General features: G+C 48.5%; 8 protein-coding genes. 7 read left to right on the forward strand and 1 reads right to left on the reverse strand.

Translation table 11 applies throughout. The annotated features are described in order from the left end of the window. The first annotated feature begins 16 nt into the window (after positions 1–16). Positions 17–307, forward strand: a complete 291-nt coding sequence (locus NDI44_RS05025; RefSeq protein WP_190412623.1) for a PAAR domain-containing protein — start codon at positions 17–19, stop codon at positions 305–307. A 141-nt stretch (positions 308–448) separates the two neighbouring features. Here NDI44_RS05025 and NDI44_RS05030 read toward each other — a convergent pair whose 3' ends face one another. Beyond that, positions 449–2,125, reverse strand: coding sequence for a WD40 repeat domain-containing protein (locus tag NDI44_RS05030; RefSeq protein ID WP_190412624.1), 1,677 nt, complete (start codon positions 2,123–2,125; stop codon positions 449–451). Positions 2,126–2,753: 628 nt separating this feature from the next. On the opposite strand from NDI44_RS05030, the gene NDI44_RS05035 reads away from it, so the two are divergent. The 6 genes from NDI44_RS05035 (at position 2,754) to NDI44_RS05060 (ending at position 13,444) form a co-directional block, all read left to right on the forward strand. Continuing rightward, positions 2,754–3,167 (forward strand): GPW/gp25 family protein, encoded by a 414-nt coding sequence (locus tag NDI44_RS05035; RefSeq protein ID WP_190412625.1) that lies wholly within the window; start codon positions 2,754–2,756, stop codon positions 3,165–3,167. A gap of 126 nt (positions 3,168–3,293) precedes the next feature. Further along, positions 3,294–5,501 carry a putative baseplate assembly protein gene (locus NDI44_RS05040; RefSeq protein WP_190412626.1) on the forward strand — a complete coding sequence of 736 codons (2,208 nt, stop codon included), beginning with the start codon at positions 3,294–3,296 and terminating at the stop codon, positions 5,499–5,501. Positions 5,502–5,686: 185 nt separating this feature from the next. Further along, a complete protein-coding gene (locus tag NDI44_RS05045; protein WP_190412627.1) occupies positions 5,687–6,766 on the forward strand; it encodes a phage tail protein in 1,080 nt (359 codons plus the stop codon). Between the two features lie 61 nt (positions 6,767–6,827). Continuing rightward, the gene (locus NDI44_RS05050; RefSeq protein ID WP_190412628.1) at positions 6,828–8,087 is read left to right on the forward strand and encodes a DUF4159 domain-containing protein; all 1,260 of its coding nucleotides are present in this window, start codon (positions 6,828–6,830) and stop codon (positions 8,085–8,087) included. 230 nt (positions 8,088–8,317) lie between these two features. Then, complete coding sequence (locus tag NDI44_RS05055) at positions 8,318–10,483, forward strand: hypothetical protein (protein WP_190412629.1); 2,166 nt, start codon at positions 8,318–8,320, stop codon at positions 10,481–10,483. Positions 10,484–10,588: 105 nt separating this feature from the next. After that, the gene (locus NDI44_RS05060) at positions 10,589–13,444 is read left to right on the forward strand and encodes a hypothetical protein (protein WP_190412630.1); all 2,856 of its coding nucleotides are present in this window, start codon (positions 10,589–10,591) and stop codon (positions 13,442–13,444) included. The last annotated feature ends 71 nt before the right edge of the window (positions 13,445–13,515 follow it).

Consider the following 13,515-nt stretch of genomic DNA (forward strand, 5'->3'; position numbering starts at 1 on the left):
GATTAAGGAAGGTTCTATGTTACCAGTAGCCGTATTGGGCGATGTCGCTAGTGGTAGTCCCATTATCGGACCGGGGGCACCAACCGTTTTAGTTATGGGGCGACCTATCGCTTGTCTGGGAGATGCTGTCACGGGTCCGTCAATTGCTGGCGCTCTCGCGATGCCTTGTTCTGTCACCGTTCTGGCTTGCGGGCGTCCAGTGGCGCATATGGGCACAATGGCAGTGGGAGCAACTCCTACTGTGCCTCCAGTTCCCATTTCTTTACCTGTGATTGCCACAGGAGTCACTGTATTAGTTGCTCCTTAATGAGCAACTATAAGAGGTAGAATTCGTTATTTCTAGTTTGGGTTAGCGATCGTTTATTCCCCAAGGTGCGTCGGCAAATCCCGACGAGGGCAGCCCTGAATTGCCCAAATCATCCTCGCCAGGGAATACTTCAAACTTCCCTTATCGAATTCCCCAGACTTTGATGGTGTTGTCGTAACTGCCACTAGCAATCGTCCTTCCATCTGGGGTTATTGCTACGGAACTCACTGCGTTTGAATGCCCCTCTAGCGTACCTCTGCACTCGCACGTCTCAAGATCCCACACTTTGATGGTGTTGTCTTTACTGCCACTGACAATAGTTTTACCATCCGTCGCTATTGCTACGCAAAGAACATAGTCTGAATGTCCCTCTAGTGTGCCCTTACACTCGCACGTCACGAGATCCCACACTTTAATAGTATTGTCCTTACTGCCACTAACAATCGTCCTTCCATCCAGGGCTATTGCTAAGGAATAAACTCGGCGTGAATGCCCCTGTAGCGAACCCTTCCACTTACCTGCTTCGATATCCCACACTTTGAGGATGTTGTCATCATTGCTACTAACAATCGTTTGATCGTTCGGGGCTATTGCTACGAAATAAACATCCCATAAAAACTTATTTACCATGCGGAGGCACTCCCTCGTCTCTTTATCTAACGCTTTGATGGTTTTATACTGACGACCATGAATCAAAGTTTTACCATCTGGGAATATTCCTAGTATTTGTAGGCTGCGCTGACACTTGCCCGTCAGAATATCCCATACGTTGATACTCGTTAAGCCCCCTCTACCACAGAAGTTGTTGTCCCTACTAGCACTGACAAAAGTCTTACCATCTGGCGCTATTGCTACAGAATCAACCCAGCCTAAATGCCCCTCGAAGGTGCCCCTACACTTGCCCGTCAGAATATTCCACACTTTGATATTCATATCGCCACTGCCACTAACAATGGTTTTACCATCCGGCGCGATCGCTACCGAACTAACATAGTCAGAATGCCCCTCAAAGGTACAAAGACATTCAAAAAATTGATAAGGATTGAATTCTTGCAAGGCAATTTTGACTTTCGTTTCTGTCCTTGTCCGCAGTAGCGAGTACGCAGCCCACATTACCTGTGCCGATTCATCCAGCAAAGCAGGAATCACCAAATCTAAGCCTGACTCGCCATAATAGAGGGCACCGCTTAATGCAAGAATTCTTTGCGCTGACACTGCACTAGCCAAGCGTCTCTTAACAGCTTCTAACCCGCCAAAGATAACAGCAAGACTAATGGAAATGTCTAATGAAAAGTCTTGAATTGCAACTAATTTGCCTTGATAAAATGTCATCTCCAAAAGAGGTTTTAAGAAGATTCCATCAATGAAGTCTTTACCTAAGGTGATTCTCCCAGTAAAACGGGTAAAAACTTTAAGATTCCGATAACAAAAACCACTACGGTTATCGTAGGTTGGCATAACTCCTTTTATAGGTTTATGACCACCAGTAACACTACCGACAGTCATTTCCTTCAAAAACAATTCTTCATTAACAATTTCATAGGTTGAATAAAATCCTCTCCGGCAAGCTGTAGAAAATAGAATCTCTTTCATCCCATAGTCGTGCGGTCTAATTAAAAATCCTTCTTTTATTACATTTGAGAGAACTAATTCCTCATTTATCAAATCAAATATTTTATCTTCTATTTCATCAAAATTTACAGATTCTTCTGCTGTATAATTAATCCCATCAACCGGATATTTTAAAGAAGGCTCTAAGCCAGCTAAATAGTATATTTCTCCGTTATAGATGAATTTTTCCCTTATTTGCTCTGTCATAACAATAAAAAAACCTTAAATTCGAGGTCTAAATCATATCTGTAAGAAACCCACAGATTTAGCTTGAACTTTCCCAAAGAATAATGTTAATTTTCAGCAAAATCTCTTCTAATCACCCCTCAAAAGTCTTGTTCAGTCGCTAAAGTTTCTCGTCCTAAACCTTAAACGCTGCGCGATAAAAAGCATCCCGATATACAATAACCTCTGTCTTTAACTGCTGACCAATTCGCTCCAACCACTTGCTCTGGGGTGCTGTCCAAGCACGACTTATTACATTACTAATTCTTGGAGTATGTCTCGCACACAAAGAGCATCCCGGTTTTATAAAACCTCCATTTCCATCAAAAACAGGATACTGGGTAGAGAGTCAACGATTAGTCAGCCACTAAACACGGGGTAGCTCCCGCAGTGTCAAACTGATTCAGGTCATTTAAGCAATGTTGTATGTGCTGGTGACTGGCTGCGCTTGGCGACTGTTGCCTTCGGCTACAACCCGCTTTGAGGTAGAAGGGCACCGCCTCTAGAACCTAGGACTACAGACAGCTTGGGATAACTCGACTTTTGGCGAATAGTCGGGGACTTTCAGCTTTAGTAAAGTAGCTGCGATACTAGGCACAGAGTCACTTTTATGCCAGAAGGATCGGATAAGCAGCGCAGCCACTTGGGTACGGGATGGTCTTTCCCACTACGGGTGAACGTACAGGGAGGGCTTCAACTCAGTTCGGCAGAACGGAATATCGAAGAATCTATTCGGATTATCCTGCGGACTGAAATCGGAGAAAGGGTGTATCGACCCAATTTTGGGTCGCGCTTATCGGAGATGGTCTTTGCGCCTATGAATACTCAAACCCTTCTCCTGTTGCGCTTGCACGTCCAAGAAGCTCTAGAAATGTGGGAGCCGCGCATTGTCATCGATTTGGTGCGGACTGACCCCGATCCCATCCGAGGTCGAGTGGATATTATTGTGGAATACCATCCTAAGGGCACTTATGATGCTCGGAGCTTGGTCTATCCTTTCTATCTGAACGGCAAAGAGGAGTGATGGTTCATGAGGGTTTTGAGTAACAAGAGAATTCTTTAATTCAAAATCCCTACTCATTTATCGCATTTCTATAACTTTTGCCCAATTACTAATTACCAATTCCTAGTTACCGATTATTTATTAATAATGGACTTTGATTTTTTACCCAAGTTACCGAAGTCTGATTTAGATGATCGGACATTCAAAGATTTAGTAGATGAGTGCATTCTACGGATTCCTCGCTATTGTCCGGAGTGGACGAATTATAACCCTAGCGATCCTGGCATCACGCTGATTGAGCTATTTGCGTGGCTGACCGATCAAATGTTGCTGCGGTTTAACCAAGTTCCCCGTCGTAACTACGTTGCTTTTTTAGAGTTGCTAGGGGTTCGCCTGCAAGCTCCGGTTCCCGCTCAGACAGACCTGACTTTTTATCTGAGTGCTGCTTTGCCCGAACCGTATACGATTCCATCTGGGGTGGAAATTGCGACCGTCAGGACAGAAACTGAGCAAGCGATTGTCTTCAGTACCAACCAGCCCCTGGTGATTGGCAAACCGAGTATCCGACATTTTCTAACCGCTCAGACGGTTGAAGATACTCCCCAAATGTTACGCGATCGCTTCACGAACCTTTGGACTCTGCGCCCTGACGGTGAGTGGATGGGCAGAGAATTAGCCTTTTTTGATGAGCAACCCCAGTCGGGAAATTGCTTTTATCTGGTATTCGACCCGGAGGACGAATGCGAAGGGAATGTTTTGGCAGTCAAGTTTAAAGGAGAAGTTGCGACATCTACTGGGATTAATCCCGACGCGCCTCCTCGCCGCTGGGAAGCTTGGAATGGCGCGTACTGGCAGCCGGTTTTGTTGCAGGAAGCTGATGATGGCACGAAAGGATTTAGTTTCAGCGAATTCGCTCGGACTGGAAGCAATCCCCTCCAAAGTGGGGACGTCGTGCTACATCTGCCCCAACGCTGGCCTGTGAGCCACTTCCTCACCTACCAGGGTCGCTGGCTGCGCTGCGTTTATAGTCACATCGACCCTACGCAACCAGGTTACAGTAGTTCTCCGCGGATTGTGAGTTTGTCGGCGAGGGCGATTGGTGGCACCGTCCTTGCTTCTCAATGCGAACAGATTAGAAATGAACTTTTGGGAGAAAGCGAGGGTACGCCTGGTCAAACTTTCCAATTGCAAGGCGTTCCTGTCTTGACACGGCGGGAAGATGAATACATTTTGGTAAGTCCGCCTGGAGCCTTGCCTCAAATATGGACAGAAGTCAATGACTTTGCTGATTCTGGCCCTCAGGATCTTCACTACACGATTGACTCGCGGACTGGGATGGTTCAGTTTGGCCCCCTGATTCGAGAACCCGCCCAACTCCAGCAGCAGACTCAGTTGCGCGCAAGAACGCAGATGCAGAACCTTGTGAGCGATCGCCTGTTGAATGCTAGCGCCCGTCCCGAAGAAGTGCGATCGCTAGAGCGTCAATATGGTGCAGTGCCGCCCAAAGGCTCCGCGATTCGGATGGTCGCTTACCGCACGGGAGGAGGTCGAAAAGGCAATGTTCAACGGGGAACCATTACCATCCCCAAGTCAGCCGTTCCCTACGTTGCCAGAGTCATTAACCATACCCCCGCCCGCAACGGTGCTGACGCCGAATCATTGGAAGATGCCGTCATCCGAGTGCCAGCAATGCTCCGCACCCGCGATCGCGCCGTCACCCCCGAAGATTTTGAGGTACTGGCGCTACAGGCAGCAGGTGGTGGCGTTGCTCGTGCCCGTTGTCTGACTCCTACCGATAGTAGCGAAGCAGGAACCGTTCGACTGATGCTGGTGCCCCAGGCGAATACCGATGCGATCGCGCGAGGCGAAGGCATTCACCCAGACCTATTTTCCCTCAGCCCTCAACTGAGCGAGCAAATCCATGCTTACCTGAACGAGCGACGGCTGCTGGGAGTGCAAGTGCGTCTGCAAGCACCCGAATATGTCGGAGTGTCTGTTCAAACTGAAGTGGCACTGGAGCCAGAGTACAATAACCCCCGTGCCCAAGAAGAAATTCTGCTGAAATTACGGGTAGCGTTGTACCGCTTCCTCAACCCACTTACTGGCGGAATGGATGGGAAAGGCTGGCCTTTTGGACGCCCCGTTTATCCTTCAGACATTGTCACCTTATTCCAGCAAATTCCAGGCGTTCGCTATTTAGGTGTGGTGCAGCTGTTTGAGTTGCGTCAGCAGGAACAAACCTGGGTTCGTACACTGCCTCAAAATCCGGTCATCGATCCCGGCCCTTTAGGGCTAGTCTGTTCCTGGCTGAACACTCGCCTGCGCTCCGGTCATGTCGTCAACCTCATTCAATAAAGGACTGAGGGATGAGGACTGTTAGCGAAGCGGTGCGAAGCACGGACTCAGTGCAAGTGTGAACAGAATGAGAAAGTAGTATCAGTTCTTCTCAATTTTTAACTGCTGGCTTCTGGCTTTCCACTGTCTGATTTTTCACTGAGTTTTCCGCCCTCACCCCTGATTTTCAGCACTCACCACAGACCATGACTCAAAGCACGTCGCACGGTAAAATCTTACACCTGACACTCACCCCCATGCAGCTTGCCGAGGCAGTTCAGCCAGTGGGGGCGAGTAGCACGGCTAATGCCCTGGCACTCAGTGGCAGTGTCAGTACCGAAGGCATGACGAGCAATCAATTGCTCGTGTATCCAGGCGAACCCAGTGAAATGGTGGTGCAGCTAAAAAACCTGGGAACCCGAATCCTAGACGTGAGCCTGCAACTTGAGGGCAACTTTCCAAGCCAATGGTGTCGCATTGGGATGGAGGGGCATGAAATTGCTCCAGGTCAGCAGATGGATGCGGTGTTATATTTCCAAATCCCAACCAACTTCTTTGAGAATAACCAGTCTTTGGAGTCGGGCGAAACCCTAGTCGTTGATTATCATAGCCGCCTTTATGTGTACTACACAGAGCTAGGAGGAACTGGAGGGATTGCTACACCAGGTCGGCAACTAATTGAATCCGCAGCTTTCAACCTTTATGTACGTCCCCGCAGTCTCTACCTGGATTTTTTGCCCAGTCTCTATCGGGAAGTAGACTTTATTGGTCGCTTTTTAAAGATTTTTGAGGAGACTTTTGAACCCGCAGTGCAGTCGATGGATCTGTTGTGGGCTTACTTAGATCCTTTGACTGCGCCGACGACGATGCTACCCTTTCTAGCCCACTGGGTAGCATGGCCGATGGACCCTCGATGGAGTCTAAATCGGCAGCGATATCTGATTCGTCAGGCGGTAGAACTTTATCGCTGGCGAGGAACGCGACGGGGGTTGCGGCTCTATCTACATCTCTATACAGACTTGCCACTCGATGAGCATCTCCCTGAAGAAGCTGATAAGCACATTAGTATTGAAGAAATCTTTGGTAAAGGTTTCCTTTTAGGGGAAACCCGCCTTGGCGAAGACTCCATGTTGGGCGGTGGGCGTCCTTATCACTTCATTGTACGCCTGCGACCTGAGCGACCTGGTCAAGTTGATGAAGGATTGGTACGGCACATCATCGACCAAGAAAAACCTGCTTTCTGCACTTACGATCTGGATATCGCAGAGGTAATCGGTAGTGGGTAATCTGAGTAAAAAAACCATGAGTCATTAATAATTAGCAATCATTAATTAGCCATTAATCATTATGTTTCCACCACCCCCAACGAATCCTTTAGAACGTCTCCAAGTTACTGATGGTCTGTTGATGAATGCCGACCGTTGGCGTCGGGCACATGAGTACCACCGACAGAGACAGAATATCCATTATCAGTCGCTCAATCAGCCAGGAATTGTCTGCGGTTTAGGCGTGCGCTTGATCGCAGCACCAGCGGAAGTCGCGCCGCAATTCCGGGATGGACGTTGGGTACAAATTCAGCCGGGAATTGCGATTGATTTAGCGGGAAACCCGATTGTTGTTTCCGAACCGATTGAATTTCGGGTGTCGGGTGAGACGCTGACAGAAAATCCTCAGATGGTTTATCTAGCGATTAGTTATGTAGATCCGGAGAAATTGCGCCGGAAAGAGTCTCGTGAATTTGAAAAGGAAACCTTCCGGTTAGATGAAAAGACCACTCCACCGAGTGAAATGGAAGTGGAATTGTGCCGAATTTTTCTGCAATCTGAGTCCGAGGAATTAGAGAATCCCAAGGATGTATTTTTTCCGACAGTTAATAGCTTAGATTTACGTTATCGAGCGATCGCGCGATCGCGTCCTCAAGCAGTTGTCCGCGTTGCCCAAGTCACGCAGCAACAACCTGCCGATGGGCGCAGTTTTTCCAATCTTTCGTACTTACTCAATTCGGTTCCTGCGCTTTACCCAAGCTTACAGGGAGCGGATCAGATTGGACAAGTTCCCTTTTTGGGTGCCGAAAAGTCTTTGCCGCTTGCCGCTTTAGGCTATGACCTACTTTACTTCACGGGTCGTCAGGCACTCTATCTGAACGATCGAGAATTTGAAGCCCTGAAAAATTATTTAGAGACAGGGGGTATCCTGCTAGTCGATGCTGCCACCGATGCCATAGAACTGATTGAGAGCATCATGGCGATCGCTCAACAACTCGGAACTCCTTTAGAGGATATCAAACGCTTGAGCCGAAATCATCCCTTGCGGACACAGCCTTTCTTGTTTGCAGCCTTACCTAGTTTAAATCAACAGCCCATTCAACTCGGCTATGGAGGAGGAATTATCTTAGTCGTTGGCAATCTCTCAGCAGCATGGGGATTAGATGACAAGCTTTTACTACCGCGAGAAACGATTCGTACCGCCCAAGAATTAGGAATAAACCTTCTGCATTTCGCATGGCGCAAGCGGCAACTCACCCAATTATTAAGGGCAGACAATCCTGTGTCAACCGTTGCTAAACCATCTGTCAAACAAGCGATTTTTGACAAACTACAATTTTAAAAGATTCTCTACTTCAAACACAAACTAGGCATGTTTCCGGTGTTCTTATTTTTTGCTAGCAACGGCTAACAGTTATTTAGATATCTAGGTACTAAAGTAATTCTAATGAACTCATAAAATCCTCTCTTCTTTCCTTCTTCCTTAGCGCTCTTTGTGTCTTTGTGGTTCATAAAAAAAGGTAGCTTTCCTCAATTAAATAAGACTGCTATCGCTAAAAAGGTATATTTTCGATGGTAAATAAAAGTTTAATCTACGCTAAATTATCCACCCAGCTACTTCGATACAAACCGGGAGGTATACCCGCTGCCTTTGAAGTAACAGTTACGAATGAAAGTACCCAATTTGCAACTTTTCAAGTAGAACTACTAGCCGCTGGTGCTGACTCTAGTTTATCTAATTCCTGGTATAAACTATCTCCAGGAATTAGCGCCAAAACACCCCCTGGAGATAGTACAAAGTTTTATGTAGCGATTACTGACACGCCCGTTCCTGGGTTTGTCGGCAAAATGAATATCACCGTCCGCATCTTCTCGATGGAGCTGCGGGAAGAAGAAAGACAACTTCTGAGGATATCCATTGAGCAGGGAACTGGCTCTATCCCCATGCAGGTTGAGCTGCCAGTCCGAGAATTTGTTGTTCATCCGACAGATTTGATCGAAATACCAGTCTGGGTATACAATCCCAGCCAACTGTCCACCAACGTCGTGCTACATTTTGTGGGCATAGAGCCGACTTGGCTAGCCGAGAGTGCCGAACGACGGCTGCAAGTTGCACCCGGTAGCAAGGTAGAAACAAGTTTCTTATGCCAAATACCCATTGCCACCCTTGCCCCCAGCCAGGTATACCCTTTTTCCGTTGAATGTGCTCAGCACAATGGTCCTCCATCAAAGAATGCAGGAGCCATTAAGGTTGTTGCTGCGGGATTTATAGATTTCAGTTGCACCCCAGCCTTACAGCAAATCCCTCCATCGCGGAATTGGCTGCCGAGATGGAAGTCTAACTCCGCAACTTACAACCTCAATTTTGAGAACGCCAGCAATTTAACTCAGCAAGTAAGTTGCGAAGTCAATGCGGAAGATCGGCGGAGATTCCATTTGCAGATCATCCCTGAAGTGGCAGACCTGAAGCCAGGTGAGACGACTCAATTACAGCTAGTCTGTACGAGGAAGCGGCGCTGGTTGGGTTCAGTTCAAAGATTTCTTTTGGAAGTTAAGGCGATTGTGTCGGATGAGCGCTTAGATGTCCGAAATGACACCCAAATCTTGAAACTGCTTGTCCGGCCAGTTCTCCCTATCTGGATGCAGTTAACTGGATTAATCTTGCTGCTTTTCTTGCTCTGGGCGCTGTCGTGGCTAAACCCTTACAACCCATTTTGGGGACACAAAGCTTCTGTCACGTCGGTGCAATTTAATGGACTCGGAGAGCAACTCATTACTGGCTCGAATGACCAAACCGCAATTAGATGGCGCACTTCAGGCTTTCTGAATCCCTTGCTTAATCAACAAATGGGAGTTGTGGGAAAGGCGGGTAAAGCTGTGCGGGTCATCCGCTATAAACCAGTAGACAATGATGTGGTTGCCGCAGGCTTGGAGAATGGAGAGATCCAGCTATGGAATGTATCGGGAGAAAGAAAGCAACCGATAAATTCTTTCTCGTTCCAAAAGGACGATCGGGTTTTAGCTCTAGAATTCACCAAAGACTCGCGTTATCTATTAAGCGGTCACGGGAGTGGTTTAGTTGCAGTGTGGGATGTGGAACGCGACCTCGACAATCCTAACGCTACCAATCAACCGCTGCGAGGGAAGAAATTTGATTTTGTCGTGAATGCTCTGGCATTGGTGGGAAAAGCGGATAAAAACCTAGCGATCGCAGGACGCTTCAACCAATTTGTCGTCTGGAATTTGGCAAAAGACAAGTGGGGGCGCGTATCCTATCCTCGCCAAGGAGGTCAGGAAGATTACATCGTCAGCTTGGATAGTGCTGAATACAAGCCGAATCTTTTAGTCACTGCTGATAACCAGGGGTACATTACCTTATGGAATATGCAAAAATGTCTTGCCGAGCAGGGACCTTGTGAAGTTTTGGATGAATGGTCGGATGGTCATGGCGGCAAGTCAGTTCGCTCGGTAGCATTGAGCGCAAATGGTTGCTACTTGGTGAGTGGAGGGGATGACGGACGAGTGATGCTTTGGCCTCTGACTGCTGAAGGTAAGCGGGATTCTCAGTTAAAAGGCAGAAAAATCGATGGCTCGTTTGGTCAGTCTTGGCATATTAATAGTGTAGATATTAAGACGGTCGGAAACTCTATCTTTGTGCTGAGTGGTAGTGACGATACTGAAGTGAGGTTAAAACGTGCGGATCGGCTACCCCAACTACAGTGCGACCAACAAAACTGAGGTGAAAAAACGGAGAACTGAGCGAGAAGCCTCACTGAGTTTTCAGCCGTGTAGAGACGCCGATTTATCGCGTCTCCTCAGTCCTTATTTCTGGGGAGGGAAACAATGACAACGAGACAACCGTTCGATGCTGGTTCCTTAGAGAGACAGGATGAAAAAGCCGGTGGTCTCACAATGGTCGATGTCCTGACGCTGCCTGAGTCCCAGCGACAGATCGTGCAATGGATGATGCGTAAAAAATCCGAAGTTAGTCTGGCTGAGGTGGCAGATCGTACAGGCTCAGGGGAAGACGTAGCGATCGCGCTGTTGGACGATCTGGTTGCTCAAGGCTTTGTACAGGAAACGGAAGTAGCAGGCGAATTACGCTATCGGATGCGTCTTGCTGCCAAACGAGGCGCTCAGCAGTTGCCTAAAACCATCCACCAAGCGCTGGCTCCCGGTAATCCCCTCGCGGTGATCCTCAATCCTTCCGGAGACTACGCCCTCGTCGCCGGAGCGACCTTCGATCTCTGCATCACGGTCAGCAACAAGGGCAATCAAAGCGCCTTAATTGATATTTTTATCGATGAAGTATCCCAACCGCTCCATCAGTGGTGTACTTCTCCCCATCAGCGACTGGCGTTAGGTTCCAACTCTACCAGCGAGGTCATCTTTCAGTTTCAGGTGCCAGTCGAGACGAAACCGGGCACCTACCCCTACCTGTTGGTCGTCGATGCGCCGCAGCACTACCCGGAAGATACCCCGATCCGCCATCAAGCGCGACTTCAGGTTTTACCGCCGATTGAGACTGCCATTCGGGTTAGCGATCCTACCTTTAGTCTTCAGCCAATCACCAGTTCTGCGGTTCCGGCTCGTCTCCAACCCGGTTCGCTGTTGCAAGTTGTAGTGAATGTACACAACCGCTCTGCCAGAGTCGATCGGTTTCGGCTGATGTGCCCGGATTTGGACGAGAAATGGTTTAGCGTGCGTTATCCGGAAGGGCTAGAGTCGCCGGGACTGGTGACAACGACGACAGGATTAGACCTCAACCCCGGAGATACTGGGCAAATTCTGCTGGTGTTAAACCCGCCAATGGACGCGCTGGCAGGAACTTACTATCCTACCGTTCGCTTATATTCTGTTAACAATCCAGACTTGGTATTGCTGGATGTCATTTACCTAGAGATTCTCCCGACTTACCTTCTGACCGTAGAATTCCGCACCCTGGTCGGTAAGGTGAGACGCCTATCCGGATTGTACGAACTCAGATTAAACAATGGGGGCAACACCTCGCGCGAGGTTATCCTGCGAGCCAAAAGTTTGGATGAGGAGGATGTGTGTTCTTACACGGTCTCGCCTTCCTTGATACGGATAGCGCCTTTTTCCTTAGCCATCGCCGAAGTTCAGGTGAAACCGCTTAAGTGGTGGCGTCGCCCTCTGTATGGGGGAGGGAGGTTGATCGGCTTCGGCGTTGAAGTTGAAGATACGCAGCAGTTGCCCTTAATTAATGATGCCCCACAAGGGACGTTGTATTGGGAACCCCGTCCTTGGTGGCAGTTCCTGTTGGTACTACTGCTTTCTTTAGGAATTCTGGTAGCGATCGCTTTCCTGATTTGGTTGATCTTCTTTAAGCCAAAGCCGTCGCCAAAAATTCTTCAATTTAGCTCTTCAGATGCTCTCTATCAAGCCTCTGAAGATGACTTAATTCGTCTGAGTTGGCAAATTCGCCACCCAAATCAGATCCAGTCGCTCTTGCTCACCGGGCAATCGCCTGACGGTACAGCTACCGTTGAACCCATTTCTTACGATTTCCGCCAGGGTGTTCCAGAGCAACTCAAGTCATTTTGCGCGATTCGTCAGGTTTTAATCTGCAAAAATGTGCGGACAGATGCCCGCAAAGCCGGTGACTATGTTTTTGAACTGAAAGTCTTCTCCAAAAAAGGAAAAGATGTCGCATCGGATACTCTGAAGACGAGTCCGATCAAAATTGAACCGGAGCCTCCCCCAAAAATTATCGAGTTTTCCTCTACAAGACCGATTTATGCAGAAGTCCCTGGTAAGCCCACCAATGCCAATAAAATTCACCTCAATTGGAGAGTCGTGAATCCAGAGCAGATCAAAGAGTTGCAGTTGATCGGGCGCTCGCCTGACGGTACGGTAAATAGTGTATTGAAGCGGTTTGACTTCAGCAAAGGTGTTGCAAAGGGTTTGGCAAAATACTGTACTGCCGAAGCAGCGCTAATCTGTAAAAATGTGCCTACAGATGCCCGCAAACCAGGAGACTACATCTTTGAAATGATGGTCGTTCCCAATACAGGACAACAGGAACCATCAGATTCCAAGAAGACGGATGCGATTAAAATTACAGCCCAACCTTCGAGAATTGTTAATTTTAAAATCAACAATCAAGAAGCTTTACCCAAATATATTGTTCCAGTCAATCAGGTAAAACCTGGTGAAATTATTAAAATATCTTGGAAAGTAGAAGGCGGCAGCAATATTAAAGTTGAGCTGCTTCCGGCACCCGGTACGGTTCCCGTTCAGGGCAGTATCCCCTACACTCTCAGTCAGAAACCGGGTAGTGAAACGATTACGCTGCAAGTCACCAATGGAGCTGGCGAACAAATTAGCAGAGCGGTTACCATTGAAACTTTTGAACCGCCACCCCCACCGCCACCTGCTGCCTTAGCCCCGGCTCTACCTACCTTAGTCCCCGCTCCACCTACCTTAGCCCCGGCTCCAATCGTCCCACCGCCGCTGCCCCCAGCGCCCCCTCCCGGAGCAGCGGGTGCCCCCGCCGCAACCTCTGCCCCTGGTACCCCAGAGGCTTCTGGCACGGGTGCCCCTGCTGCCGGTACTCCTGCTGCCGGTACTGCCACTGCTAGTCCTGCCGCTGGTACTCCTGCCAATCCTGCTACCGTACCAACCCCCAGCGAACCAGGTTCGCTCTCGCCCTCTGAATTACCCCCCCGTCCTGACTGACTGAATTAACGGCTGGGTAAGTAAGCGAATGTAATTCAATTGAAGATTTTTGGAGGTGGGATTGACCTAGC

The sequence above is a fragment of the Trichocoleus sp. DQ-A3 genome (assembly GCF_039961975.1).
Lineage (GTDB): Bacteria > Cyanobacteriota > Cyanobacteriia > Cyanobacteriales > FACHB-T130 > FACHB-T130.